17 protein-coding genes are annotated in these 26,612 nt (G+C 72.5%); 8 read left to right on the top strand and 9 right to left on the bottom strand.

What is annotated here, in order from left to right:
• Positions 1 to 149: 149 nt before the first annotated feature.
• Positions 150 to 2,699, top strand: coding sequence for a SpoIIE family protein phosphatase (locus tag ACH4PU_RS03120; RefSeq protein ID WP_398265361.1), 2,550 nt, complete (start codon positions 150 to 152; stop codon positions 2,697 to 2,699).
• Positions 2,700 to 2,858: 159 nt separating this feature from the next.
• Here ACH4PU_RS03120 and ACH4PU_RS03115 read toward each other — a convergent pair whose 3' ends face one another.
• The 5 genes from ACH4PU_RS03115 to ACH4PU_RS03095 all read right to left on the bottom strand — a co-directional run bounded on the left by ACH4PU_RS03115 (position 2,859) and on the right by ACH4PU_RS03095 (position 8,812).
• Entirely contained in the window at positions 2,859 to 4,832 is a 1,974-nt protein-coding gene (locus tag ACH4PU_RS03115) for a TPM domain-containing protein (protein ID WP_398264956.1), read from the bottom strand.
• Between the two features lie 54 nt (positions 4,833 to 4,886).
• Positions 4,887 to 5,666, bottom strand: coding sequence for a succinate dehydrogenase/fumarate reductase iron-sulfur subunit (locus ACH4PU_RS03110; RefSeq protein ID WP_398264953.1), 780 nt, complete (start codon positions 5,664 to 5,666; stop codon positions 4,887 to 4,889).
• Entirely contained in the window at positions 5,663 to 7,612 is a 1,950-nt protein-coding gene (locus ACH4PU_RS03105; RefSeq protein WP_398264950.1) for a fumarate reductase/succinate dehydrogenase flavoprotein subunit, read from the bottom strand. Before ACH4PU_RS03105 ends, ACH4PU_RS03110 begins: the two co-directional genes overlap by 4 nt.
• Before the next feature lie 13 nt (positions 7,613 to 7,625).
• Positions 7,626 to 8,468, bottom strand: coding sequence for a hypothetical protein (locus ACH4PU_RS03100; RefSeq protein WP_185941780.1), 843 nt, complete (start codon positions 8,466 to 8,468; stop codon positions 7,626 to 7,628).
• A 68-nt stretch (positions 8,469 to 8,536) separates the two neighbouring features.
• Positions 8,537 to 8,812 carry a hypothetical protein gene (locus tag ACH4PU_RS03095; RefSeq protein ID WP_185941779.1) on the bottom strand — a complete coding sequence of 92 codons (276 nt, stop codon included), beginning with the start codon at positions 8,810 to 8,812 and terminating at the stop codon, positions 8,537 to 8,539.
• A 332-nt stretch (positions 8,813 to 9,144) separates the two neighbouring features.
• Here ACH4PU_RS03095 and ACH4PU_RS03090 point away from each other — a divergent pair, with 332 nt between their 5' ends.
• From ACH4PU_RS03090 to ACH4PU_RS03060, 7 genes are all read left to right on the top strand, one after another.
• Entirely contained in the window at positions 9,145 to 11,241 is a 2,097-nt protein-coding gene (locus tag ACH4PU_RS03090; RefSeq protein WP_398264945.1) for an ABC transporter family substrate-binding protein, read from the top strand.
• Positions 11,242 to 11,559: 318 nt separating this feature from the next.
• Positions 11,560 to 13,467 (top strand): translational GTPase TypA, encoded by a 1,908-nt coding sequence (gene typA, locus ACH4PU_RS03085; RefSeq protein ID WP_398264942.1) that lies wholly within the window; start codon positions 11,560 to 11,562, stop codon positions 13,465 to 13,467.
• 486 nt (positions 13,468 to 13,953) lie between these two features.
• Positions 13,954 to 15,582 carry an ABC transporter substrate-binding protein gene (locus ACH4PU_RS03080; RefSeq protein ID WP_398264939.1) on the top strand — a complete coding sequence of 543 codons (1,629 nt, stop codon included), beginning with the start codon at positions 13,954 to 13,956 and terminating at the stop codon, positions 15,580 to 15,582.
• 93 nt (positions 15,583 to 15,675) lie between these two features.
• The gene (locus ACH4PU_RS03075) at positions 15,676 to 16,602 is read left to right on the top strand and encodes an ABC transporter permease (protein ID WP_398264936.1); all 927 of its coding nucleotides are present in this window, start codon (positions 15,676 to 15,678) and stop codon (positions 16,600 to 16,602) included.
• Positions 16,595 to 17,608 carry an ABC transporter permease gene (locus ACH4PU_RS03070; protein WP_398264933.1) on the top strand — a complete coding sequence of 338 codons (1,014 nt, stop codon included), beginning with the start codon at positions 16,595 to 16,597 and terminating at the stop codon, positions 17,606 to 17,608. Before ACH4PU_RS03075 ends, ACH4PU_RS03070 begins: the two co-directional genes overlap by 8 nt.
• An 11-nt stretch (positions 17,609 to 17,619) precedes the next feature.
• Positions 17,620 to 18,672: an ABC transporter ATP-binding protein gene (locus ACH4PU_RS03065; protein WP_398264929.1), complete on the top strand. Its 1,053-nt coding sequence runs from the start codon at positions 17,620 to 17,622 to the stop codon at positions 18,670 to 18,672.
• Entirely contained in the window at positions 18,665 to 19,834 is a 1,170-nt protein-coding gene (locus tag ACH4PU_RS03060) for an ABC transporter ATP-binding protein (protein ID WP_398264926.1), read from the top strand. Before ACH4PU_RS03065 ends, ACH4PU_RS03060 begins: the two co-directional genes overlap by 8 nt.
• Positions 19,835 to 19,901: 67 nt before the next feature.
• Here ACH4PU_RS03060 and ACH4PU_RS03055 read toward each other — a convergent pair whose 3' ends face one another.
• The 4 genes from ACH4PU_RS03055 to ACH4PU_RS03040 form a co-directional block, all read right to left on the bottom strand.
• Positions 19,902 to 20,993 carry a cytochrome P450 gene (locus ACH4PU_RS03055; RefSeq protein ID WP_398264924.1) on the bottom strand — a complete coding sequence of 364 codons (1,092 nt, stop codon included), beginning with the start codon at positions 20,991 to 20,993 and terminating at the stop codon, positions 19,902 to 19,904.
• A gap of 390 nt (positions 20,994 to 21,383) precedes the next feature.
• Positions 21,384 to 22,706, bottom strand: coding sequence for a lanthionine synthetase C family protein (locus ACH4PU_RS03050; protein ID WP_398264922.1), 1,323 nt, complete (start codon positions 22,704 to 22,706; stop codon positions 21,384 to 21,386).
• A 1-nt stretch (position 22,707) separates the two neighbouring features.
• Positions 22,708 to 25,794 carry a lantibiotic dehydratase gene (locus ACH4PU_RS03045; RefSeq protein ID WP_398264920.1) on the bottom strand — a complete coding sequence of 1,029 codons (3,087 nt, stop codon included), beginning with the start codon at positions 25,792 to 25,794 and terminating at the stop codon, positions 22,708 to 22,710.
• An 89-nt stretch (positions 25,795 to 25,883) separates the two neighbouring features.
• Positions 25,884 to 26,045, bottom strand: a complete 162-nt coding sequence (locus tag ACH4PU_RS03040) for a hypothetical protein (RefSeq protein WP_398264918.1) — start codon at positions 26,043 to 26,045, stop codon at positions 25,884 to 25,886.
• Between the last annotated feature and the right edge of the window lie 567 nt (positions 26,046 to 26,612).

Here is a 26,612-nt window from a genome sequence, read left to right as displayed (position 1 = left end):
TCGTGAAGTCCGTGTTCCGAGGGCCTCCCGTGCTGGATACTCGGCCTTCTGATGCCGGTGCGAGCACATGAGCCGGAGGGGACGGGCACGTGAGCGAAAAGCCAGCGGGCGCCGAGGCGGGCGGCCCAGAGGGTAAGGACACGACCTCGATGTGGCAGAACAGCCCGCCCGGATCCCTCTACGACTACATCCGCGTGGCGTCGTTCTCGCTGGGGCCCGACGGCCGGATCGAGCAGTGGAGCGAGCGCGCCACCGAGCTCTTCGGAATAACTCCGGGTCAGGCGGTCGGCCGGGATCCCCAGGACGTGTTCGCCGCCGCGCAGCAAGGGGTCCTCTTTTCGGGCGACCCCGGCGACCCCGGAGGCCCGGGCGACCTGCCGCTCGGTGACGAGCGGGACGCCCGCGCCCGGACCGGCCTCGTCCCGTACCAGCGCGACGGGCGGCAGCAGGGCCTCGCCGAGGTCTACGTGATGCCCAGCCGGAACGAGCGCGGCGAGCGCGCCGCGCTCTGCGTGGCCGTCGACGTCCGGGCGCTCCAGGGAATAGAGACCGACATCGCGGCGTCGGAAGCCGTTTTCGGCCAATCTCCCCTCGGGTTCTTCTTCTTCGGCACGGACCTGCGGCTGCTTCGCGTCAACGAGAGCTTCGCCCAGGCCCTCGGCCGTCCGGTGGCCTGGCACCGGGGCCGCAGGCCGCATGAGTTCCTGCCCCGCACCGAGGCCGAACGGCTGACGCTCGCCCTCCGCCAGGTCCTCGACACGGGCCGGCCGGTGGCCGATCTCCAACTGATGGGGCCGATCCCCGGCAAGGCCGAACGCCGCCGCTGGTCGGTGTCGCTCTACCGGCTGCACGGCGGCAGCGGGCGGCCCATCGGTGTGGCCGCCATCGCCACCGACGTCACCGGCCGCCGCCGCGCCGAACGGGAGGCCGCCGGTGTCCGGCGCAACCTGGCGCTGCTCAACGAGGCGAGCGCCCGCATCGGCACCTCCCTCGACCTGGAGACCACCGCCCGCGAACTGCTGGACGTCGCCGTCCCGCAGTTCTGCGACCTGGCCTCCGTCGACCTCTACCAGGGGCTGCTCGCCGGCGACGAGGCGCCGCCCGGCCTGGCCGACGGCAGCGCCGAGCTGCGCCGCGTCGCCTTCGCCAGCGCCGTGTCGGGCGCGCCCGTCGCCTCCGACGAGCCCGACGAGAAGGCCATCCAGGTCGGCGAGGTGCACCGGTACCCCTTCCACTCGCCGTGCGCCGGCGCCCTGCGCACCGCCCAGGTGCAGGCCGTCCCCGGCGGCGGGCGGGAGGGCGCCGAACCGCCCGAGCCGGGCATGTCGGCGCAGTGCACGCTGGCCGTGCCGATGGTCGCCCGGGACACGGTGATGGGGCTGGTCCAGTTCACCCGCACCAAGGGCAGCGAGCCGTTCGGCGAGCGGGAGACGGCCGTCGCCGTGGAACTGGCCTCGCGGGCGGCGGTCTGCATCGACAACGCCCGCCTCTACCGGCGCGAGCACGAGCGGGCCCTCATCCTCCAGCGCAGCCTGCTGCCCCCGGTCGACCCCGAGGCAGCCGGGCTGGAGATCGCCTGCCGCTATCTGCCCGGCAACGCGGCGACCGAGGTGGGCGGCGACTGGTTCGACGTCATCGAGCTGCCCGGCCACCGTACGGCTCTGGTCGTCGGCGACGTGATGGGCCGCGGCCTGCGGGCCGCCGTCGCCATGGGCGAACTCCGCACCGCCGTACGGACCCTGGCCATGCTGGACATGGAACCGGCCGAGGTGCTGTCCGCCCTCGACGAGATCGCCCACGGCCTCGGCCGGCCCGGCGGCAAGCAGTCCGCCTCGCGCGGGGTGCGGGGGAGCGTCCGCCCCGCCGATCTGTCCGAGGTCTACCTGGCGACGTGCGTCTACGCGGTGTACGACCCGGTCACCCGGCGCTGCACGGTCGCCAACGCCGGGCACCTGCCGCCCGTCCTGGTCGAGGAGGGCAAGCCGGCGCGGCTGCTGGAGGTGCAGCCGGGGATGCCGCTCGGGGTGGGCGGCGAGCTGTTCGAGGAGACCGTCCTCGAACTGCCCGACGGGGCGTTGCTCGCCTTGTACACCGATGGTCTGGTCGAGTCCCGTGACCATCCGCTGGACGAGGGGCTCCAGGCGTTCCGCGACGCCCTCACCGATCCGGCCCGGCCGCTGGAGGACGTCTGCGATCACGTCCTGTCCGCTCTGGACACCCACCACGGCGAGGACGACATCGCTCTGCTGATGGCCCGGCTGCGGGGGCTGCCGCCCGGGCACGTCGGCGACTGGACGCTGCCTCCCGAGCCGCGGTCCGTCGCGCGGGCCCGGGAGCTGGCCCGGGAGATGCTGCCGCAGTGGGGGCTGGAGAGTCTGGTCGACACGACGGAGCTGCTGGTGAGCGAGCTGGTCACCAACGCGCTGCGGTACGGGGAGGGGGACATCCGGCTGCGGCTGCTGCTGGACCGGACGCTGGTGTGCGAGGTGTGGGACGCGGGGTCGGTGCAGCCTCGGCGGCGGCGGGCTCGGGATACGGATGAGGGGGGGCGGGGCCTGCAGTTGGTGGGGTTGCTGAGTGCGGCTTGGGGGAGTCGGCGGATTCCTCCGCAGGGGAAGACCGTGTGGTTCGAACTCACGTTGCCGGATGGGGAGGCGGGGGCGCCGGATGCGGTGGAGGCTCTGATGAGCCTCTATTGAGGCTCGGGGGAGGGTGCCCCGGTCCCGCCCTTTCGCCGTTTCCTGGGGCTGCGCCCCAGACCCCCTTTTTCGCGGCTTCGCCGCTCGCGCGGAGCGCGGTTTCGGGGGTGCGGGGGCTTGCCCCGCAAGAAACGGTGAAAGGGCGGGGCCGGGGCACCCTCACCGCTCCGGCGCCGCCAGGCGCCCCCGCGTCGCGCCGCCGCCGAACGTCGCCGGCAGCAGCCCCGCGAGGACGATGCCCCCGAGCAGCGCGCCCCCCAACGCCCGCGCCGGCCGTGCCGTGTCGGGCATGGCGTGGGCGACGCCGTACACGCCCACGTCCCGTTCCGCCGCCGTACGCGCCTGGAGGGCGAGGGTCTCCGCGCGGTCGGCCTCGGTCGGGTCCCCGCGGGTCAGTGCCAGGTGCCGCTCGGCCTCCGCGAGCCGTGTGCGGGCGCGGGCGCCGACGGCGCCCCGGTGGGTGGCGATGAAGTCGCGGGCGCCCGCGACCCGGGCGCGGGCGGCGAGGACGGCGCGGCCGGTCCGGGTGCGGGTCCGGGCGGCGCGGCCGGGGTCGTCGGGGGGCAGGAGGTCGTCGAAGGCGGCGGCGGCCTCGTCGATGCGGCGGAGGACGGCCCGCGGGTCGGTCCGTTCGCAGGCGGCCTCCCGGCGGACGGCGGTGAGCAGGTCGAAGGCGGCGCCCTCGGCGCGGCCCGCCGCGGCGGCCTCCGCGTCCGCGAGGGCCGCGGCCAGCCGCCGGGTGGCGCCGTTGAGTTCGTGGGCGTGCCGCAGGGCGGCGGCGGCCAGGGTGCGGGCCTGGGAGAGCGCGGCCTCGGCCGCGCGGACCGAGACCGCGGCCCGGTCCCGGTCGCCCTCGGCGAGCGCGGTGTGCGCCTCCTCCAGGGCGGCGCCCGCGAAGGCGAGCCGGTCGCGGGCCTCGGCCGGGTACCGCCAGACGGGGGCGAGCGCGTCCTCGGTGCACCGGCGGCGGAGGGCGAACAGGGCGTTCTCGGCGGCGTCGATGCGCGGTTCCAGGGCCCGGGCGGCGTCCTCCGTGCGGTCGAGGACGACCGCCGCGTTGGCCTTCAGCGCGCGCAGCCGGTCGAAGGCGGCCGCCTCGGCGTCCAGCCGCCGGTTGGCGCTGGTGCAGCGGGAGCAGATCTCGTCGAGGGCGTGCCGGCGGAAGTCGTCGTCGTGGGCGGGCGCGTCGTCGAGCCGCTGCCGCAGCCGGAAGGCGGCGGCCAGCTCGCTCCGCGCGTAGCCGACGGCCTCGGCGAACGGCAGCGTCGCCGCCTCGCCGAGCTGGGCGACGGCGAAGGACAGCTCCTCGGCGCTGGTGCGGACCGCGTCGTCGGTGGCGACGAGGTTGAGCGACGCCTCCGTCTCCAGGTCGGGCAGCGGAGTGAGCGGCTGGGCCATCCGGGCGAGGCCGGGCTCGGTGGAGGCGGAGACGGTGACGGGCGCGCGGAACGGGACGACGGTGACCCGCCGGCGGGCCCGGCGGCGCCGCTGCCGGCGCAGCAGCAGCCCGGCCAGGCAGAGCAGCGCCCCGGCCGCCACCGGCGCCCAGAACCGCCGGTCGCCCGGGAGCAGCCCGCTGCTGCCGGGGTCGCTGCGGCCGGGGACGATGACGGGCGGCCGGACGGCCTGGCCGGCCAGGACGGACCGGTAGCCGTCGGCGGCCCCGATCGCGGCCCCGGCCCAGTCGTGGGCCTTCAGGGCGGGGCTGATGGCGACGGTGGCGACCTGCTGGAGCTGCTCGGCGCGGAAGCCGGAGTCCTGGGCGGCGGAGACGGCGAACTGCCGGGGTGAGGTGGCGACGGCGAGCAGGACGTCGTGGGGGCCGAGGCCGTTGCGGTCGGCGGTGGCGTCGGCCCACTCGCGGCCGGTGCGGCCGGAGAAGTCGTGCACGTAGGTGACGTAGAGCTGGACGTCCCGGCCGGCCAGCCGGGCGAGGGCGGCCTCGACCTGGGGCCGGCGGCGGCCGAGCGCGCCGACCGTGTCGGTGACGTGCCCGGTCGCGTCCAGGTCGAGCGGGGTCTCGGCACGGGCGACGGACGGCGCCGGGAGGAGGAGGACGCACAGCGCGAAGAGGGCGCCGACGATGGCCGGGCCCGGCGCCCCGGGCCCGTACCGCCTCAAAAGCCGCGTCACACTTCGGAGGGTATGACCGGTTTGCCGGAGCCGCTACCGGGAGGGTGTGTGGTATTACGTTCCGTGCCCGGCGCCCCGGCGGCGGATCTTGCTGCCCAGCCAGACCAGCGGGTCGTAGGAGCGGTCGACGACCCGCTCCTTCAGCGGGATCAGCGCGTTGTCGGTGATTTTGATGTGCTCCGGGCAGACCTCCGTGCAGCATTTGGTGATGTTGCAGTAGCCGAGCCCGTAGTCCTCGCGGGCCGCCGCCTTCCGGTCGACGCCCGCCTCGGCGGCGGCGTCCAGCGGATGCATGTCCAGCTCGGCGACGCGCATCAGGAAGCGCGGCCCGGCGAACGCCGGCTTGTTCTCCTCGTGGTCACGCACCACATGGCAGGTGTTCTGACACAGGAAGCACTCGATGCACTTGCGGAACTCCTGGAGCCGGTCCACGTCCTGCTGCCGCATCCGGTACTCGCCCGGCTTGAGGTCCGGCGGCGGGGCGAACGAGGCCACGTCCCGCGCCTTCGCGTAGTTGTACGACACGTCCGTCACCAGGTCGCGGACGACCGGGAACGCCCGCATCGGCGTCACCGTGACCGTCTCCGCCGGGTCGAACACCGACATCCGCGTCATGCACATCAGCCGCGGCCGGCCGTTGATCTCCGCGCTGCACGAACCGCACTTGCCCGCCTTGCAGTTCCAGCGGACCGCGAGGTCCGGCGCGGCGGTGGCCTGCAGCCGGTGGATGATGTCGAGGACGACCTCACCCTCGTTGACGGCGACCTCGTAGTCGGTGAGGCCGCCACCGCCGGCGTCGCCCCGCCACACCTTGAAGCGGGCCTGATAACTCATCGGGTGAGCTCCTCGTCCGTCAGGTACTTCTTCAGCTCGTCCTTCTCGAACAGCTCCAGCAGGTCGGGGCGGATCGCCGGGGGCTCCTGCCGCTCCAGCCGGATGCGGCCCAGCGCCGGGTCCTCGGCGGCCGGTTCGGTGCTGTCGTCGGCCAGCCGGCAGACCAGCCGCGCCTTCCGCCAGCGCCGGTCCATGCCCGGGTGGTCGTCGCGGGTGTGCCCGCCCCGGCTCTCGGTCCGCTCCAGCGCCGCCCGCGCCACGCACTCGCTGACCAGCAGCATGTTCCGCAGGTCCAGCGCCAGGTGCCAGCCCGGGTTGAACTGCCGGTGCCCCTCGACCCCGGCCCGCCGGGCGCGGGCCCGCAGCCCGGACAGCCGGCGCAGCGCCTCCTCCATCTCGGGCGCCTTCCGGATGATCCCCACCAGGTCGTTCATCGACTGCTGGAGCTCCTGGTGCAGGGCGTACGGGTTCTCGGCGGCCCCGCCGGTGCTCTCCTCGGCGCCGAACGGCCGCAGCGCCTCCGCCTCCGCCGATGCCACGTCCGCGTCGGAGACCGCCGGCCGCCCCGCCGCGTCCAGACCGGCCGCGTACCGGGCCGCGTACAGGCCCGCGCGCCGCCCGAACACCAGCAGGTCGGAGAGGGAGTTGCCGCCGAGCCGGTTGGAGCCGTGCAGCCCGCCCGCCACCTCGCCGGCCGCGAAAAGACCCGGCACCCCGACCGCCGCCGCGGTGTCCGGGTCGACCTCGACGCCGCCCATCACGTAGTGGCAGGTGGGGCCGACCTCCATGGCCTCCGCGGTGATGTCCACGTCCGCCAGCTCCTTGAACTGGTGGTGCATGGACGGCAGTTTGCGGCGGATGACGTCGGCCGGCATCCGCGTGGAGACGTCCAGGAACACCCCGCCGTGCGGCGAGCCGCGGCCCGCCTTCACCTCGGAGTTGATCGCCCGCGCCACCTCGTCGCGCGGCAGCAGCTCCGGCGGCCGGCGGTTGTGGTCGGGGTCGGTGTACCAGCGGTCGCCCTCGTCCTCCGTCTCCGCGTACTTCTCCTTGAAGACGTCGGGGATGTAGTCGAACATGAACCGCTTGCCGTCGCTGTTGCGCAGCACCCCGCCGTCGCCGCGCACCGACTCGGTGACGAGGATGCCCTTCACGGACGGCGGCCAGACCATGCCCGTCGGATGGAACTGGACGAACTCCATGTTCACCAGCCGGGCCCCGGCGAGCAGCGCCAGGGCGTGCCCGTCGCCGGTGTACTCCCAGGAGTTGGAGGTCACCTTGAAGGACTTGCCGATGCCGCCGGTGGCCAGCACCACGGCCGGCGCCTCCAGGACGAGGAACCGCCCGGACTCGCGCTCGTAGCCGAAGACGCCGGAGACCCGGGAGGCGCCGGAGGCGACGTCGCGGTCGCGGAGCACCCGGGTGACCGTGCACTCCTGGAACACCTTCAGCCGGGCCTCGTGGTCCCCGTGCCGCCGGAAGTCCTCCTGCTGGAGGGCGACGACCTTCTGCTGGAGCGTGCGGATCAGCTCCAGGCCGGTCCGGTCGCCGACGTGCGCCAGCCGCGGGTACTCGTGCCCGCCGAAGTTCCGCTGCGAGATCCGCCCGTCCGGCGTCCGGTCGAAGACCGCCCCCCAGGTCTCCAGCTCCCACACCCGGTCCGGGGCCTCCTGCGCCAGCAGTTCGGCCATCCGCCAGTCGTTGAGGAACTTGCCGCCGCGCAGCGTGTCGCGGAAGTGCACCTGCCAGTTGTCGTTCGCGTTCACGTTGCCCATGCAGGCGGCGATGCCGCCCTCGGCCATCACCGTGTGCGCCTTGCCGAACAGCGATTTGCAGATCACCGCGCAGCGCAGTCCCTGCTCGCGGGCCTCGATCGCGGCACGCAGCCCGGCGCCCCCCGCGCCCACCACGACCACGTCCCAGGACTGCCGGTCCACCCGAGTCATCAGTAGGTCTCTCCTAGAAGAAGCGCGGATCGTCGAACACGCCGCCGGCGACCAGGTACACGTACAGGTCGGCCAGCGCGACGCTGATCAGGGACGCCCAGGCGAGCAGCATGTGACGGGCGTTCAACCGGCTCACCAGGCCCCACATGCGGTAGCGCACCGGGTGCTTGGAGAAGGTGCGCAGCCGCCCGCCGACGATGTGCCGGCACGAGTGGCACGAGAGCGTGTACGCCCAGATCAGGCCGATGTTGGCGAGCATGACGAGGGTGCCGAGACCCATGTGCCCCCAGGCGCCGTGCTCGTCGCGGAAGGCCAGGACGGCGTCGTAGGTGAGGATGCCCGCGACGATCACCGCGAAGTAGAAGAAGTACCGGTGGATGTTCTGCAGCACCAGCGGGAAGCGGCTCTCCCCGGTGTACTTCGCGTGCGGCTCGGCGACCGCGCAGGCCGGGGGAGAGGCCCAGAACCCGCGGTAGTACGCCTTGCGGTAGTAGTAGCAGGTGAGCCGGAAGCCCAGCGGGAAGATCAGGACCAGCAGCGCGGGCGACAGGGCCCACCAGGAGCCGAAGAGCCCCCAGTCGGCGCCGTCCTTCATGGGGACGCAGCGCTCGGCGAGGCAGGGCGAGTAGAACGGCGAGACGTAGGGCGCGGCGTAGTAGCGCTCGTCGGCGAACGCCCGCCAGGTGGAGTAGACGACGAACGCCAGCAGCCCGGCCGCCGTGGCCGCGGGCGGCAGCCACCAGCGGTCGCGGCGCAGGTGGCGGGGGGCGATCGAGGCCCGTGAGGAGTGGTGGACGCCGCCGCGCGCCGGGGAGCCGGCGGCGGCGGACGGTCTGGGGTCGGTGCCAGTGGACAAAGGGACTCCGTCGAGGAGCGGGGGTGTGGGGATGCCGGGCGCGGGGGTCAGGGAGGCCGCCGGCGGCGCTACGGGGCGCGGGAGCCGATGCCCTCCTCGTCGGCGTCCCGCCAGAGCGCGGGGTCGTACGGGGTGTCGGGGATCTGCACCATGGCCGGGCGGGGGCGCTCCGGGGGCTGGGCCTCGCACAGGAGCGTCAGGCTCTCGCGCAGGTGGCCGGCGTCGGAACGCATCCGCCGCAGCTCCGGGCCTCCGCTGCCCAGCCGGCGCTCCAGCCGGCCGAGGGCGCGGTCGAGTTCGCCGAGGCAGCGCTGAACCGCTGTCAGGTCGTCGTTCAGGGACACGGATCTGCCCTCACTTCCGCGGAACGGGCGGTTGCGGGTGGCGACTGCGATGCGACAGAGAGTGTCGCGCGTCACACCCCTTCAGGGGAAGATAGCGGCCCCGATTGCACCTTCGCGGGAGCGCATTCCTCGCGAGCCCTGCCGCTGCCCAAACGTTCGTCCAGGCGGGTGGCGTGCGCCGGGGAGGCGCCGTGTCGGCACCCCGTTCGCGCGGGCCGTCGCTTTCAGTGGTCGCCAGTAGATCCGATCAGCGGTTCATTGGACCGGCTGACCGGCCCCTGACCGACCCCCTGATCGTGGATCCGGACCCCGTACGGCGGAGGTTGTCGCCCATGTCCCCCCTCTCGACGAGCGAGCGGCCCCGCGTCCGCCGCCTCCGCCGCACCCGCCGTTCCGCCGCCCTGCTCGCCGCGGGCGCGCTCCTGCCGCTGCCCGCGCTGGCCGGCTGCGGGGGCTCCGGGGAGAGCGCGGAACCGCCGGCCGGCATCCAGGACGTGGCCGCCGCGCCGCGCGCGAAGATCGCCGACAAGGGCACGCTGACCTGGGCCGTCGACGCGCTGCCGGCCACCTACAACGCCTTCCAGTCGGACGCCGACGCGGCCACCCGGCAGGTGGCGGGCGCGGTGCTGCCCGCCCTCTTCACCCTCGACGGCCGCGGGCGCCCCCAGCGCAACCCCGACTACCTGCTCTCCGCCGAGGTGGTGGCGCGCGAGCCGCGGCAGGTCGTCGTCTACCGGCTGCACCCCGGCGCGGTCTGGAGCGACGGCACGCCGATCACCGCTGCCGACTTCGAGGCCCAGTGGAAGGCGCTGCGCGGCAAGGACAGCGCGTTCTGGTCGACGGGCAACGCCGGCTACGACCGGATCGACAAAGTCGAACGCGGTGCGGACGCCCGCGAAGTGAAGATCACTTTTGCGAAGCCGTACGTGGACTGGGCCTCCCTCTTCACCCCGCTCTACCCCCGGGCGGCGATGGCCAGCGGCAACGCGTTCAACGACTCGATGCGCAAGGAGCTCAAGTTCGCGGCCGGACCGTTCCAGGTGGGCGAGCGCAACGACGGGCAGGGCACGCTGACGCTCGTCCGCAACCCCCGCTGGTGGGGCGACCGGGCCAAGCTGGACCGGCTGGTGCTCCGCGCGGTGCCGCGCGGCGAACGGGCCGACGCGCTGGCCAACGGCGGCGTCGACCTCGCCGACATCACCCCGGCCGCGGCCGAGCGGATCGACCGGGCCAACGCCCCGGCGAAGAAGGCCGACGACGCCAACAAGCCGGAGGCGGCGACCGGGCTGCACGACCTCGTCGTCCACCGCGCCCTGGAACCGGTGTGGACGCAGCTCGCCCTCAACGGCACCTCCGGGGCGCTGGCCGACGAGCGGGTGCGGCGGGCCGTCGTCCGGGCCGTCGACCGCAAGGAGCTCGCCCGGTACGTCCTCGGCACCCTCGGACTGCCGGCCGACCCGCTGGGCAGCCACGTCCTCGTCGCCGGGCAGCTCGGCTACGAGGACAACAGCGACGCCGTCGGGCCCGCCGACCCGGGCGCGGCCCGGGACCTGCTCGCCGACGCCGGCTGGAAGGAGGGCCGGGGCGGGCCGGCCGGGCGCGGGCCGGCTCAGGCCGACGGGGCGGGGGCGCGGCATGGGCGGGACGACAAGGCGGAGCCGCATGGGGCTCCCGACCCGGCATCCCCGGGAATCCCGGCGTCACCGGCCCCCGGATCGGCGCCGGAGCCGGCGGCCGGAGTGCCGGCCGACAAGCCCGAGAATCTGCCGGAGCCGGCGGACGCGGGGGAGGAGGACGGGCCTGGAGGCGGTGCGGGGGCCGGCGGTGACGACAAGAGCGCCCGGGACGCCGGGGACGCCGGAGGCGGCAAGGGGAGCGCGGCGAAGACCGTGCCCGTACGGTTCAAGGACGGCAAGCGGCTGGCCCTCCGGTTCGTCCTCCCCAAGGGCACGGGCGCGGAGCCGCTGCGGCAGGTCGGGGAGCGGATCGCCCGGCAGCTCGACGCCGTCGGCATCCACACGGACCTCGTCACCGTCGACGACGCGGGCTTCTTCCGCGACCACATCGCCTCCGGCGACTTCGACCTCGCCCTCTACTCCTGGCCCGCCAGTGCCTTCCCCGCCACCGACGCCCGGCCCATCTTCGCCAAGCCGCGGCCGGCGGCGGACGGGTCGCTCCAGGTGGAGCAGAACTACACGCGGGTCGGCACCGACCAGATCGACCGGCTCTTCGAACAGGCGTCGACGGAACTGGACGCGGAGGCCTCGCGGGATCTGGTGGTGCGGGCGGATGCCCGGATCTGGGCGGCGGCGGGGTCCGTGCCGCTGTATCAGCGGCCGGAGCTGGTCGCCTCGCGGCGGGCGCTGGCGAATGTCGGAGCTTTCGGGCTGGCCAGCCCGCGGTATCAGGACATGGGGTTCCTGCGGTAGGGGTGCCCCCGGTCCCGGCAGCGCGCTCCGCGTGGTTGTCCTCAAGCGCCGGACGGGCTGAATCAGCCCGTCCGGCGCTTGAGGACCTCGCGGCGGAGCCGCGGTGCCCGGGGTCCGGGGCGGAGCCCTGAAAGAAACGGTGAAGGGGCGGGTCCGGGGCATGACACCGCAGGTCAGGGGCCCCGCACTGCTCCCCGCGCGGCCTCCGGCCCGAACTCCCCGTACCATGGAGTAAAGGCCGTGGCTCGATCGCCCGGCAGGCCCGCGTACCGGACCGGACGCGCGGGCATCCACGATCCCGGGAGAAGCGCCGCAAGTATGCCCACGCGCCACGACATCCGTAACGTCGCCATCGTCGCCCACGTCGACCACGGCAAGACGACCATCGTCGACGCCATGCTCAAGCAGGCCGGCGCCTTCGCCGCCCACCAGCTCGACTCCGTTGACGACCGCGTCATGGACTCGAACGACCTGGAGCGTGAGAAGGGCATCACGATCCTCGCCAAGAACACGGCGGTGAAGTATCACCCCAAGGACGGCGGGGCCCCGATCACCATCAACATCATCGACACCCCCGGCCACGCCGACTTCGGTGGTGAGGTCGAGCGCGGTCTGTCGATGGTGGACGCGGTCGTGCTGCTGGTCGACGCCTCCGAGGGCCCGCTGCCGCAGACCCGCTTCGTGCTCCGCAAGGCGCTCCAGCAGCGCAAGCCGGTCATCCTCTGCATCAACAAGACGGACCGGCCGGACTCCCGCATCGACGAGGTCGTCAACGAGACGTACGACCTCTTCCTGGACCTGGACGCGGACGAGGACCAGATCGAGTTCCCGATCGTCTACGCCTGCGGCCGCGACGGCATCGCCTCGCTGACCAAGCCGGAGGACGGCACCGTCCCGGCGGACAGCACCAACCTGGAGCCGTTCTTCTCCACCATCCTGGAGCACGTCCCGGCCCCGACGTACGAGGAGGACGCGCCGCTCCAGGCCCACGTCACCAACCTCGACGCCGACAACTTCCTCGGCCGTATCGCGCTGCTCCGCGTCGAGCAGGGCGAACTGCGCAAGGGCCAGACGGTCGCGTGGATCAAGCGCGACGGCACCGTGCAGAACGTCCGCATCACCGAGCTGATGATGACCGAGGCGCTCACCCGCAAGCCGGCCGAGGTGGCCGGCCCCGGTGACATCTGCGCCGTCGCCGGCATCCCGAACATCATGATCGGCGAGACCCTGGCCGACCCGGAGAACCCGGTCGCGCTGCCGCTGATCACGGTGGACGAGCCGGCGATCTCCATGACCATCGGTACGAACACCTCGCCGCTGGTCGGCCGTGGCGGCACGGGCAAGGGCGCGGACGCCAAGGCCGCCGTCAAGGACCGCAAGGTCACCGCCCGCCAGGTCAAGGACCGGCTGGACCGCGAGCTGATCGGTAACGTCAGCCTCCGGGTGCTCGACACCGAGCGTCCCGACGCCTGGGAGGTCCAGGGCCGCGGCGAGCTGGCGCTGGCCATCCTCGTGGAGCAGATGCGCCGCGAGGGCTTCGAGATGACCATCGGCAAGCCGCAGGTCGTCACCAAGCAGGTCGACGGCAAGACGTACGAGCCGGTCGAGCGCATCACCATCGACGTGCCCGAGGAGCACATGGGCGCGGTCACGCAGCTCATGGGCACCCGCAAGGGCCGGATGGACAACATGTCCAACCACGGCTCCGGCTGGGTCCGCATGGAGTTCGTCGTGCCGTCCCGCGGCCTGATCGGCTTCCGTACGGAGTTCCTGACCAACACCCGTGGCACGGGCATCGCCCACTCCATCCACGAGGGCCACGAGCCGTGGTTCGGCGAGCTGAAGACCCGTAACAACGGTTCCCTGGTCGCCGACCGCGCCGGTGCCGTCACCGCGTTCGCGATGACGAACCTCCAGGAGCGCGGCGTGCTCTTCACCGAGCCGGGCACCGAGGTGTACGAGGGCATGATCGTCGGTGAGAACTCCCGCTCCGACGACATGGACGTCAACATCACCAAGGAGAAGAAGCTCACCAACATGCGCTCCTCCTCCGCCGACTCCTTCGAGGCGATCGTCCCGCCGCGCAAGCTGTCGCTGGAGCAGTCCCTGGAGTTCTGCCGCGACGACGAGTGCGTCGAGGTCACCCCGGAGGCGGTCCGCATCCGCAAGGTCGTCCTCGACCAGAAGGAGCGCGGCCGCTCCGCGTCGCGCGCCAAGCACGGCTGAGTCGCGCTGAGCACGGCCGAGTCGCGTCAAGCGCCGCCGAGTCGCGTCAAGGCGGGCTGACTTGGCGTCAGTTCGCCTTTGACCCGGCCCGGTGACGCAGAGGCCCGGTACCCCGCGAGGGGTGCCGGGCCTCTCGGCGTTTTCGCGCCACGGCGCACGAGTCGTCCGGATAACGGACGCTCCCCTCCCGATGTGGCGTCAACAGCCCGTTTCGTACGTGTCTGTCTGGGCCGTCTTTGTCCGTATTTCGGGCATGTGGCAGTGATCGATGTGACCAAAGCGAGACCCAGTAAGTGTGGTTTAAGGAGCGGCAGTGCTCAATAGTGGGGCCATTAGCTCGGGTCAATGGGTCACGCGCTGTGGGGAGTGCGGGGGCTCACGAGCACATTCGGGGGTTCCGGTTCCTGTGAGCGCTGTCAGGGGTGTCAGCGCGTAGGGGCCGGTTCCTCCTATCTGGTGACAGTGGACTCCTGAGGAGGGATACCCATGCGCGGTGCCAAGAGCGCCAAGTGGGTCGTGGGTGCGATAGTCGTCGCGATGGCGGCGACTGCCTGTGGCGGCGGCAACAAGGACGATGACGAGGGCAGTGCGGCCGTTGACCCCAACGGCGTCTTCACGTACTACAACACCGAGCCGCAGCGCGGGCTCATCCCGACCAACACCAATGAGGTCGGCGGCCATTACATGATGGCCAACATGTTCCGCGGCCTGGTGACCTTCGACATCGACAACAAGCTGCAGATGGCGCAGGCGCAGAGCGTCGACACCACTGACAACCAGCACTACACCGTCAAGCTCAAGCCGGGCTGGAAGTTCCACAACGGCGAGACGGTCACCGCGAACTCCTTCGTCAAGGCGTGGAACTGGGCCGCGAACGCCAAGAACGCGCAGCTCAACTCCTCCTGGTACGAGGCCATCAAGGGCTACGAGGACGTCCACCCGGAGAAGGGCGACCCCAAGGCCGACGCGATGTCGGGCCTGAAGGTCGTCAATGACAACGAGTTCACCATCGAGCTCACGCGTCCGGTGTCCACCTTCAAGCAGCGGCTGTACTACGACGCCTTCTTCCCGCTGCCCGAGGCGTTCTACAAGGACCCCAAGGCCTTCGGCGAGCACCCCATCGGCAACGGCCCGTACAAGATGGAGGGCGACTGGGCCCACAAGGTCCAGCTGAAGGTCCGTAAGTTCGCCGACTACAAGGGTGACGACAAGCCCAAGAACGGCGGCATCGACTTCAGGTTCTTCAGCAAGGACGACGCGGCCTACGCGGAACTGCTGTCGGACAAGATCGACATCATGTACCAGGTGCCCAACTCGCAGGTGGGCAAGTTCCAGCAGGACCTCGGCAAGCGCGCCATCAGCCAGCCGTACGGCGGCAACACCAACATCGGCTTCCCGCTGTACGACAAGGAGTGGGGCAAGCCGGAGAAGGCCAAGGTCCGCCAGGGCCTGTCCATGGCGATCGACCGCGAGACCATCGCCAAGACCGCGCTCAAGGGCAGCAAGGACGCGGCCACCGGCTTCACGCCGAAGGGCATCCCGGGCTGGCAGGACGGCGCCTGTGGCGACTACTGCAAGTTCGACCCGGCCAAGGCCAAGGACCTCATCAAGCAGGGCGGCGGCGTCCCGGGCAACAAGGTGACCATCACCTACAACGCCGACGGCGCCAACAAGGAGTGGGTGGACGCGGTCTGCAACGACATCCGGCAGAACGCCGGTGTCGAGTGCGTGACCGACGCGAAGTCCACCTTCCAGGAGTCGCGTGACCTGATCACCGAGAAGAAGCTCAGCAACCCGTTCCGTATGGCCTGGGTGATGGACTTCCCGAACATCGCCAACTTCGTCACCGAGCAGTTCCGTACCGGTGCCGGCGCGAACGACATGGGCTACAGCAACAAGGACGTCGACGCCCTGATGAACAAGGCGGACGAGGCCAAGACGCCCGAAGAGGCCAACAAGGGCTACTTCGAGGCCGAGAAGAAGCTCATGGAGGACATGCCGGCGATCCCGCTGTTCACCGACCACACCGTCGCCGGCTACTCGAAGCGCGTGCAGAACGTGAAGATCGACTACCAGCGCCAGGCCGTCTGGACCGAGGTCGAGGTCAAGAAGTAACCGGGACGTTTGCAGTGACGCAGGCCCAGTGGCCGTCCGCCTCCCACGAGGAACAGGCGGCGGCCGCTGGGCCCGTCGGCGACAGGAGGAACGATGGGGCGCTTTGTCGCGAGGCGACTGCTCCAGATGATCCCGGTGTTCATCGGGACCACGCTGCTTATTTTCTTGATGGTGTATTCGCTGCCGGGCGACCCCGTCAAGGCGATGTTCGGCGCGAAGGCGGCCGATCCGGCGACAGTTGCGAAACTGCGCCATGACTACGGGCTGGACAAACCCCTGATCCAGCAGTACTGGGACTACCTCAGCGGTCTCCTGCAGGGCGACTTCGGGCAGAGCTTCACCGGCCGGCCCGTCTCCGACCTGCTGGCGGACGCCTTCCCGGTGACCATCCGGCTGGCGCTGTTCGCGTTCGTCATCGAGCTGGTCTTCGGCATCGGCCTCGGTGTGCTCACGGGATTGCGGCGCGGCAAGTTCCTGGACCAGGCGGTCCTGATCTTCACGCTGATCGTGGTGTCCATCCCGGTCTTCGTGCTGGGCAACATGGCCCAGTTCCTGATCGGTGTGAAGTGGAAGCTGGTGGCACCGACCGTCCGGGACTCGGAGGACATCACCCAGCTGATCCTCCCGGCGGTCGTGCTGGCCCTGCTCTCGCTGGCGTACGTCACCCGGCTGACGCGGACGACCGTGGCGGAGAACCTCCGCGCCGACTACGTCCGCACCGCGGTGGCCAAGGGCCTGCCCCGGCGCCGGGTCGTCGGGGTGCACCTGATGCGCAACTCCCTCATTCCTGTCGTCACGTTCCTCGGCACCGACCTCGGCGTGCTCATGGGCGGCGCGATCGTCACCGAGGGCATCTTCAACGTGCCCGGCGTGGGCAACACGCTCTATCAGGCCGTCATCACCAGCGAAGGCCCCACCGTGGTTGGGGTCGTGACGGTCCTGGTGCTCGTCTACCTCGTGAGCAGCCTGGTCGTCGACCTGCTCTACGCAGTCCTGGACCCGAGGATCCGCTATGCCTGACAAGAAGACCCCCCAGGTGACCCCCAGCGAGGTCATGGGTACCGGCCCCAGCCTGTCCGGCGGCTTCGCGGACACCTCTGCCGCGACCGTGGCGGCCGCCGCCGAGCTCACCACCATGGCCGGCCAGCAGACGTCCTCCGAAAAGGCCCGCAGCCTCGGCCAGGACGCCTGGCGCGAGCTGCGCCGCAGCTGGCTCTTCTGGGCGTCCGGCATCCTGCTGGTCCTGCTGATCCTCATGGCGGCGTGGCCCACGCTCTTCACCGACGTGGACCCGCGCCAGGCCGACCTGCGCAACCACTACCTCACCGGGCCGAACTGGTCGCACTTCTTCCAGGCGGACTGGTTCGGCTACAACGTCCAAGGGCAGAGTGTCTACGCGCGTACCGTCCACGGCGCCCGGGCCTCGATCATCGTCGGCGTCTGCGTGACCCTCGCGGTCACCGTCGTCGGCGGCATCATCGGGATGCTCGCCGGGTACTTCGGCGGGTGGATCGACACCGTGCTCTCCCGCATCACCGACATCTTCTTCGGTATTCCGCTGCTCCTCGGCGGTCTGGTGCTGCTCCAGGCGTTCACCAACCGCACGGTGTGGACGGTGACCTTCGCCCTGACCGCCTTCGGCTGGATGCAGATCGCCCGTGTGATGCGCGGTGCCGTCATCACGCAGAAGCAGGCGGACTTCGTCACCGCCGCCCGGGCACTCGGTGCGGGCACCGGCCGGATCCTCTTCCGGCACATCCTGCCGAACGTGCTCGGCCCGGTGATCGTCGTCGCCACCATCGCGCTCGGTGGCTACATCGCCACCGAGGCGACCCTGTCCTACCTGGGCATCGGTCTGAAGGACCCGACGGTCTCCTGGGGTGTGGACATTTCCGCCAGCCAGAAGGACCTGCGCGACGGTCCCCACGCCCTGCTCATGCCGGCCGGCTTCCTGAGCCTCACCGTGCTCGCGTTCATCCTGCTCGGCGACGCGGTGCGCGACGCCCTCGACCCCAAGCTGCGCTGAGGGAGGCGTACGTGACCACCATCGAAAAGACGGCGGACGCCCCCGAGCGGAAGGGCCCGGACGCCGGGCCCCTGCTGGAAGTCCGCGACCTGCACGTCGAGTTCCACACCCGGGACGGCGTGGCCAAGGCCGTCAACGGCGTCAACTACTCGGTCAGCGCGGGTGAGACGCTCGCCGTGCTGGGCGAGTCCGGCTCCGGCAAGTCCGTGACGGCGCAGGCCATCATGGGCATCCTCGACATGCCGCCCGCGAAGATCCCCAAGGGGGAGATCCTCTTCCGCGGCCAGGACATGCTGAAGATGTCCGGCGAGGAGCGCCGCAAGCTCCGGGGCGCGAAGATCGCCATGATCTTCCAGGACGCGCTGTCCTCCCTGAACCCGGTGCTCTCCGTGGGCTACCAGCTCGGCGAGATGTTCCGCATCCACCAGGGGATGTCCAAGAAGGACGCCAAGGCCAAGGCCATCGAGCTGATGGACCACGTCCGGATCCCGGCGGCCAAGGACCGGGTCGGGGACTACCCGCACCAGTTCTCCGGCGGCATGCGGCAGCGCATCATGATCGCGATGGCGCTGGCCCTGGAGCCGGACCTGATCATCGCGGACGAGCCGACCACGGCCCTGGACGTCACCGTCCAGGCGCAGGTGATGGACCTCCTGGCCGAACTCCAGCGGGAGTTCAACATGGGGCTCATCCTCATCACCCACGACCTGGGCGTCGTCGCCGACGTCGCCGACAAGATCGCGGTGATGTACGCGGGCCGGATCGTCGAGACCGCGCCCGTCCACGAGCTCTACAAGCGCCCGGCCCACCCGTACACCCGGGGCCTGCTCGACTCGATCCCGCGCCTGGACCAGAAGGGCCAGGAGCTCTACGCGATCAAGGGCCTGCCGCCTAACCTGCTGCACATCCCCGCGGGCTGCGCCTTCAGCCCGCGCTGCCCCAAGGCGCAGGACATCTGCCGTACGGAGATCCCGGCGCTGCACGACGTGGCGGAGGCGGACGGCGCGGCGCTGCCGGGCCGGTCCAGCGCCTGCCACTTCTGGAAGGAGACGATCCATGGCTGAGACCGGCAAGAAGCCTGCCGGGAAGTCCACCGAGGACGCGACCGTGGACGCGACGCCCAACGTCTCCGACGTGCACGTGGCCGACGCGAGCACCACCGCCGAGGTGGAGGCCGTCCTCGACGCGCCCGTCGAGCGCGGCGAGCCGATCCTCCAGGTGCGGAACCTCGTCAAGCACTTCCCGTTGACGCAGGGCATCCTGTTCAAGAAGCAGGTCGGCGCGGTCAAGGCGGTGGACGGGGTCTCCTTCGACCTCTACCAGGGCGAGACCCTGGGCATCGTCGGCGAGTCCGGCTGCGGCAAGTCCACGGTCGCCAAGCTGCTGATGACGCTGGAGCAGGCCACCGCGGGCGAGGTCTTCTACAAGGGCCAGGACATCACCAAGCTGTCCGGGCGCGCCCTGAAGGCCGTGCGCCGCAACATCCAGATGGTGTTCCAGGACCCGTACACGTCCCTGAACCCGCGGATGACCGTCGGCGACATCATCGGCGAGCCCTTCGACATCCACCCGGAGGTGGCCCCCAAGGGCGACCGCCGGAAGCGGGTCCGGGAGCTGCTGGACGTCGTCGGCCTCAACCCGGAGTACATCAACCGGTACCCGCACCAGTTCTCGGGCGGCCAGCGGCAGCGCATCGGCATCGCGCGCGGGCTGGCGCTGAACCCCGAGATCATCATCTGCGACGAGCCGGTGTCCGCGCTGGACGTGTCCGTGCAGGCGCAGGTCGTCAACCTGATGGAGAAACTGCAGGACGAGTTCAACCTCTCCTACATCTTCATCGCCCACGACCTGTCGATCGTCCGGCACATCTCCGACCGCGTCGGCGTGATGTACCTGGGGAAGATGGCCGAGATCGGGACGGACGTCCAGATCTACGACCACCCGACCCACCCGTACACGCAGGCGCTGCTGTCGGCCGTGCCGGTGCCCGACCCGGACGCCCGCGAGGGCCGCGAGCGGATCATCCTGACCGGTGACGTCCCGTCGCCGGCCAACCCGCCGTCCGGCTGCCGGTTCCGCACCCGCTGCTGGAAGGCGCAGGACAAGTGCGCCGAGGAGGTGCCGCTGCTGGCGGTGCCGGAGGTCTTCGCGGGCAAGGAGATCCCGGCGGCCCACGAGTCGGCCTGCCACTTCGCGGAGGAGAAGCAGGTGGTGGGCGCCGCGTAACCGCGTTGTCCGCCCGTCGCGTTCGTTCAGGGGCTCCCCGGCCGGTCCGGGGAGCCCCTGACGCGTGTCAGCGGCCGAGGGCGATCGGGAGGGTGAGGAAGCCGCGGAGGGTGGGGTGGGGTTCGTGGCGGCCCGGGGCGGCGGGGGTGGCGTGGGGGTGGGCGGTGGCGAACTCGGTGAGGAGTACGCGTGCTTCGAGGAGGGCCAGGGGGACGCCGAGGCAGGCGTGGGGGCCGAGGCCGAAGGCGAAGTGCGGGTTCGGGGTGCGGGTGAGGTCCAGCCGGTCGGGGTGGGGGAACACCTCGGGGTCCCGGTGGGCCGAGCCCAGCAGCACCCGGACCCGGTCGCCGGCGGCCAGGCGGCGTCCGCCGAGCGTCGTCGCGGCGGTCACCGCCCGGTCCTGGGCCTGGAACGGGCTGTCGTAGCGGACGAGCTCGTCGAGGGCGGTCGTCAGCCGGGGGCCGCTCGCGGCGGCGAGGCGGTGGAGGCTTCCGGGGGTGCGGACGAGGGCGTTCAGGGCGTTGCCGAGCAGGCGCGGGCCCGAGTTGAGCGCGGCGAACAGCAGCGCGCACAGCGCTCCGGTCAGCGCTTCGAGGGCGACCGCCCGCTCGGCCTCGTGCAGCCGCAGGTAGCGCAGGACGCCGCCGCGGCGGTCGCTGCCGCCGTGCGCGTACCGGTACTCGGCGCGCAGCATCTGGCCGAGCAGGGCCCGGGCGCGCAGTCCGGCCTCGATCTCCTCGGGTGTGGCCCCGGCCGTCATGCCGCGGGCGGCGTCCCGGCAGGTGTCGAGGAAGCCGTCCCGCCGGGCGAGTCCGCCGCCGAACAGCGCCCCGGCCGCGTAGGAGGCGACGGGCATCGCGAGGTCGGTCACGAAGTCCGTCTCCGTCCGCGTCCCCGGTTCCGCGAGGAGCCGCCGGGTGAACTCCCGTACGTCCGCCGCCAGCTGGCCGAAGTCCTGGGCCCGGAAGGCGTCGGTCAGCAGCTCCCGCACCGGCGCCCGGTCCTCCGGCGCGAGCGTGCCGGCCCGCTCCGGCCCGAGTGCTCCGGCATCCCGCAGCCGGCGCGGGTCGGCGGTGAACAGCGCGTCGTCGCGGAGCACCGTCAGGCAGTCCTCGTAGCGGGATATCACCCAGAGCCCGGATTCGGGATGGCGGTGCACCGGGTCCTCTTGCCGCAACTTGGTATAGACCTTATAGGGGTCCTGGAGAAAAGCCGGGGAAAGCGGGTCGAAAAGCGCGCCGGCGGGTGATCGCGACCCGGCGGAATTCCCGGACACGGGGGATTCCCTGGTACACATCCGTCCCGTCCCCGGATGCCGTGGTTCCGGCTCGCTCATCCGCGTTCCTCCTCGTCGTCCGCGACCGCCGAACTGCGCTGCAACCGACGGGGGTTGGTAATTGAATGCGAGACGACGCATCGTACTGAGGGGGTGGGGCCCGGGGACAGGGAAAGGACGGAAGGGAGCCGGAAGGGAATCGGAGGGCGGTCCTCGGATTTCCGCTTCCCGTGCCTCCGAGGACGCCTTGCGGTAATCCGCTCCCGTCCGGCCTCAGTCGACCAGCAGCGCCATGTCCCACCCCGCGTGCACCCGCCCGCCGTGCGCGTAGGCGTCGAGGGCCAGGGCGGTGCCGGCGGCGCCGTCGAGGAAGCCGGGGAGGTCGGCGCCCTCCGGGGCGTTCATGACGGAGGCGCGGAAGCCGAAGCGGTGCTCCTCGCGGAAGTGGCCGATGGTCAGGGCCGCGAGCTCGTCGACGACGGCGTCGAGACGCTCGTCGTCGATGTGCCGCCGCAGCAGCCCCAGGACGTGCAGCGCGCCGCCCGAGCCGTGGCAGAGGCCGGCGTCCTCCAGGCCCCAGTCCGCCACCGGACGGGAGAGGAGGGGCAGGAGGGAGCGGTGGGCGAGGTCGTGCCAGTCGGGGCGGTCCAGCGCGAGGGCGGCGAGCTGGACGGCGCGGGAGACGCCGGGGGAGCCGTAGCACCAGGAGGGCCGCTGCCAGGGCGCGGCCGGCGCGCCGGGCCCGGCGGCCCAGTCGTCCAGGGTGAGGTACGGCGGCCACCGCAGCCCCTCGCCGTCGGGCACGGCCCACGTCTCCAGCAGTCCGACGAGGGCCTCGACGGCCTCCCGCTGTCCGTCGACGGCCACGCCGGACCGCCAGGCCAGCGAGAGCAGGGCGAGCGGTCCGCTCACGCCGTGTGAGAGACCGAGGTTGAGGTGGCCGTCCGGGAGTTCGGCCTCCTGGCCCGCCCTGGGCGCGGCCCACGTCCACCAGTGCGGGACCGCCTGCTCTCGCAGAGTGATCCCGCCCAGCGCCATGGCGGTCAGGTACTCCAGCACCGCGCGGGTCTCCTCCGCGGCGCTCTCGCCTCGGGCGAGGAGGTGCCGCCCCACGCCGCTCATGCCGCGGATCACCTCGAACTCGGCGTTGGAGGCGACGGGTTCGGCCGGTACGCGGGGCAGCGCCCGCCGGACGAGCTCGCGGTGGTAGACGTCCAGCCGGGCGAGCGCGTCGCGGTAGCCACCGGTGGCGCGGTGCGCGATCAACAGGGCGTAGGCGGCGGCGCTCGTCGTCGCGTAGAGGCCGCCGGGCGGGTGGCCGCCCTCGGCCACCGCCGCGAGCGACCGCCGCAGGTGGGCGTGGGCGTGCGCGACGTGGGCGGGGTGGCGCTCGGTGGCGCCGCTGAAGGCGACCGAGACGGCGGGGAAGCCGTTGGTCAGGGACAGGGCGACCCAGAGGTCGTCGGCATCCGCGCCGGGACCGGCCGGAAGGTCCGGATAGCCCGCCCCGGCCTCGACGGCCTCCGGGTCGGTGAGCCGGCCGAGCACCTGTGCCGCCACGGCACGGGCCTCGTCGGCATGGCGGGGTGCCCGCACGTCAGGCGTCCTTTCCCTGGTCCGTGCCGGGGCCGGTGCCGGTCCCGGCGTGGCGGCGGCGTCCCAGGTGGTCGCGCGCGATGCCGCGGAGCACGGCGTAGCCCCGCTCCTCGCCGTCCCGGTCGATGCCGAACAGCCGGTTGTGCTGCATGTGGAGCAGACCGAGGAGGGCGGCGGTGTCGTGCGGCACCACCAGCGGCCCGTAGGCCCGGCCCGCCGGGACGCCGGTCCACAGCTCCGCCAGGTGGGGCGCGCCCAGGAGGGCGGCGAGGCCGGCGGCCGCCCGGCCCGGCAGAACGGCTTCCCTGGCCGCCGCGCGGTGCCGCTGGAACGCGGTGTGCTCCGCGCTCTTGGGGAAGACGGCGTCGACCCAGGCGCACCAGTCCCAGTCGCCCAGCGATTCCAGCAGAGCGGCGTGGTTGGCGGCGGCCAGGACCTCGTCCGGCGGCCTGGGTCCGCCCCGGGCGCGCAGGGCGAGCTGGCCGAGTGCCGAGCGGCTGTCGAGGTGGAAGAGGCGTTCGGCGTGCGGCAGCGCGTCGGGGCCGCCGTAGCGTCCCGTCTCCGGCTCGTAGGTGTCCAGGACCAGTCGGCGGAGCAGCCCGGCGTCCTGCCAGGACCGGGCGTGCCGGGCGAGAACGGGCAGGACGCGGCCGTGCAGCGGCCCGGGCTCGCCGTGGAACCGGAGCCGCAGGTGCGGGTCCGGGTCCCGGTAGCGGAGGAAGAACCACCGGTCGGCGTCCTCACCGGCCTCCCGCACGAGGTCGGGCAGCCACCGGCCGAGGAGCTCGGCGTGGGCGTCCTCCGCGGCGTACAGCTTCGCGTAGAGCCAGTCCTCTCCGGGGAGGTGCCGTCCGGTGCGGGGGGACGGCGTGACGGTCAGGGGCGCGGCGGCCCGGGGAGCGGCGGCGGGTGCCGGCCCGGCGGGCTCGGGGCGGTGGACCAGCGGGACCACCACCTCGGTCCGGTGGCCGTGGGCCCAGCCCAGTCCGGTGCCGTCGGCCGACGGGTCCTCGGTGACGACGAAGGGGGCGCCGGCGCGGACCTCGTGCCGCAGCACCCGGCGGTGCCACGGGTCGGTGAGGTCGAGGCCGTGGCCCCGGTCGTCGACGACGAGCTGGACGAGGTCCGGCACCCCGTGGCGGTCCCGCCAGGCGGCCACCGCGGCGTCCCAGCGCGTGGGATCGGCGGCCGCCGCGCGCAGGTGCCGGTCCGGCTTCCAGCGGCGCGGGCAGAGGGTGATCCTGCCGAGGGTCACCCGGGGGAGGACCGGCAGGTCCTCCAGCCCGTACCAGTCCCAGCCCGTCCACGGCCGCCCCCGGCCGTGGCCGATGTCGACCAGCAGCCGGGCCGGGCCGGGGGCCAGCTTGTGCGGGTTGACCATATGAGGGACGACCGGCAGGACCGTGCGGCCGGTCGCCGGGTCCGTCAGCCGCAGCCCCGACGCGTCGACGCCCACGAGCAGCCGGCGCCAGTCGAGGTGGCCCGGCCGGCCGGGATCGGCGTACACCCCCACCGGGATGCGGTGCGGCACCAGCGCGGGGACGCGCATCGGGTTGAGGACGCGCGGGTCGTTCGGGCGGAACACGACCTGGGCGGGCAGGGCCCGGCCGTCGTCGAGCCGGCCGAGGAGCCGGGCCAGGTCCTCGGTGGCGCCGAGGAGCCCGGCGAACCGCGCGACGGTGGCGCCCGCGGTCCAGGAGCCCGTGTGCGGTCCCGCGACCAGCCGGAACTCGCCCCGGTCCAGGGCCGGGAGGTCGTCGGCGAGCAGCTGGAAGCAGAGCTCCAGCGACTGCGGGGGCGTCGTCCGCCGCTCGGCGTCGGACGGTTCCTCCTGCGTCAGCAGGGCCAGCACCCCGGAGTCGAGCCGGAGCTCGCCGCCGTGCGCGGACAGGGCCTCCTGCACCAGCTCGGCCAGCAGCAGGCGGCGCCGGCGGGCGGTGTCGTCCCGGGGGTCGTGCGCGGGCGGTGCGGCGGCGGGGTCCTGGTAGGCGGCGGGCAGGCCGAGGCCGCGGTGCGGGTCCACGAGCTCGCCGAGCGGGACCAGGCCGTTCGTGCCGTAGTGGTCGACGAACGCGTCCTGGTAGTCCCGCAGGTGCGGCAGGGCCGCCCAGCGGGGCGAGAGCGTCCACATCACGGAGGCGTACCGCCGGACCTCCTCGGCGACGGCCTCGGGCAGGCGGACGTCGGCGGCCGCTCCCAGGTCGACCTGGACGGGCGGGGGCCCCGCCGGGCCGCCGGGGGCGACGGCCGCCACGGCGGCGCGCCAGGCCGGGCCACCGGCCCCCGGGTCCGTCCGTTCGTACGCCGCCAGGGCCGCCCGGACGCCGCGCAGTTCGGCGACGGCGTCCGGCAGTGGAGCGACGGCCTCCGCCACACGGTCGAGCGTCCGCCCGTCGACGTCCGGTTCGCCGAGCGAACCGAGCAGGAAGCCGTGCCGGAGCAGCTGGGCCAGGGCGCCGTCGACGCGTTCGGCCGGCACGTCCGGGAACGTCGCGGCCGCCTTCGCCAGCAGTTCGCCGTACGGGACCGGGGCGGCGGCGGTCTCGCGGGCCCAGTCGACCAGGGCGTTCCGGCGTACGGAGACCTCCCCGCGCTCGGCGGGCAGCAGCAGGCGGTCGCCGCGTACCCGGCAGAGGTCGTTGACGGCCACGGAGATCCGGCACCGGACCTCCGGCACCGCGAGCCACCGCCGGACGCGTTCCGCCAGCCAGGCGCCGTCCACCCGGGCGGACTTCCGGCCCGGCCCGGTGAACTTCACGCGTGCGGGTCCGATATGGGCGACGGCCACCCCGGCGAACAGGCCGAACGGGGTGGGCCGGCCGCTGTGCCGCAGCGCGTACCGGGTCAGGGAGAGGGCGGTGCGCGCCAGGTCCCTGGGGCCGGGCTCGTCGCCGGCGTCGAGCCGGTCGAGCGCGTCGGCGAGGCTGCCGCTGGCGACTCCCACCGCCTCGCGCAGCAGCGGGTCGGCCGCGAGCCGCCGGATGTGCGCCAAGGGGTCCGTCTCCCCGGTGGGGAGGTACCGGGTACGGGGTGCACCGGCCATGCGGACGAACAGCGGTCCGGCGGTTTCGTAGTGGTCGAACGGCAAGTCTTGCCCCCTCGTGAGCGGCCGACCGCGGCCGGGACGCGAGCCGGGGGCGGCCGAAGCCGCCCCCGGGTACCGGTGAGAGCCGGTCGTCAGTTGCAGTTCCAACAGCGGGTGACGTGGCCCCCCCAGCTGTTGCACGTGCTGGTGCCACCGACGTATTTGGTGGCGGTGAAGTCCGTCTCCGGGACATTCACGTCGAAGTCGAGGTCGGTGACGTCCAGGTAATCCTGGGCGGCGTCGACGGAGTCCATGTTCGGCATAGAAATCCCCTGACGTTTCGTCGCGCGGCGGTGAAGCCCCGCGAGTCGGAATTCGAGTTCGCGAACTTGCCGGTGACTTTAGGCACGGTGAATAGCGGCGATCAAGGGATGGCCGTGCATCGGTTCCGGAAGCGGGTGTCCGCCTTGTCGCGCCCGCCGTGTATTCGTCTGCGATGTCCCGCGTGACGCGCCACGCAGGGCGCCCGGCGGAATGCACAGCGTCATGACGGGAGGATGCGGGACGGTAAAGAAAGGGAAACAGAACCGGAGCGTCCGGGTCCCAGGGGATTCTGTGTCACCTCCGTGCCGCGCCGTCCGCGGGGGCTTCCGCTCCGGAGGGTTTCCGGCGGACGAGGGCCGCCGGCGGTCCGCCGCCCCCGCCTTGGCGTGCCCTGGTGCGGCTCGCCCCCGCCGGCGGCTGTCACTCCCGCATCCGGGCGGTTTCTCCCCGCCGAGGCGCACGTTCAGCGCCTGTGGGAGTGCACCAAGTGATCCGATTGGTGATATTTGTCCCTGCGTCGGCGTCCCGCATGTGTCCGTGCGTCGGCGTCCCGCCGT

Origin of the sequence: Streptomyces sp. NPDC021100, assembly GCF_044333095.1 — a bacterium.
Classification (GTDB): domain Bacteria; phylum Actinomycetota; class Actinomycetes; order Streptomycetales; family Streptomycetaceae; genus Streptomyces.
This window is presented reverse-complemented; position numbering and strand designations above follow the sequence as displayed.

Excerpts from the sequence above, each read along its gene's own strand:
- ACH4PU_RS03120 (WP_398265361.1), top strand. The coding sequence starts at position 150 with ATGTGGCAGAACAGCCCGCCCGGATCCCTCTACGACTACATCCGCGTG.
- ACH4PU_RS03110 (WP_398264953.1), bottom strand. The coding sequence starts at position 5,666 with ATGAGTTATCAGGCCCGCTTCAAGGTGTGGCGGGGCGACGCCGGCGGT.
- ACH4PU_RS03105 (WP_398264950.1), bottom strand. The coding sequence starts at position 7,612 with ATGACTCGGGTGGACCGGCAGTCCTGGGACGTGGTCGTGGTGGGCGCG.
- ACH4PU_RS03090 (WP_398264945.1), top strand. The coding sequence starts at position 9,145 with ATGTCCCCCCTCTCGACGAGCGAGCGGCCCCGCGTCCGCCGCCTCCGC.
- typA (WP_398264942.1), top strand. The coding sequence starts at position 11,560 with ATGCCCACGCGCCACGACATCCGTAACGTCGCCATCGTCGCCCACGTC.
- ACH4PU_RS03080 (WP_398264939.1), top strand. The coding sequence starts at position 13,954 with ATGCGCGGTGCCAAGAGCGCCAAGTGGGTCGTGGGTGCGATAGTCGTC.
- ACH4PU_RS03075 (WP_398264936.1), top strand. The coding sequence starts at position 15,676 with ATGGGGCGCTTTGTCGCGAGGCGACTGCTCCAGATGATCCCGGTGTTC.
- ACH4PU_RS03070 (WP_398264933.1), top strand. The coding sequence starts at position 16,595 with ATGCCTGACAAGAAGACCCCCCAGGTGACCCCCAGCGAGGTCATGGGT.
- ACH4PU_RS03060 (WP_398264926.1), top strand. The coding sequence starts at position 18,665 with ATGGCTGAGACCGGCAAGAAGCCTGCCGGGAAGTCCACCGAGGACGCG.
- ACH4PU_RS03040 (WP_398264918.1), bottom strand. The coding sequence starts at position 26,045 with ATGGACTCCGTCGACGCCGCCCAGGATTACCTGGACGTCACCGACCTC.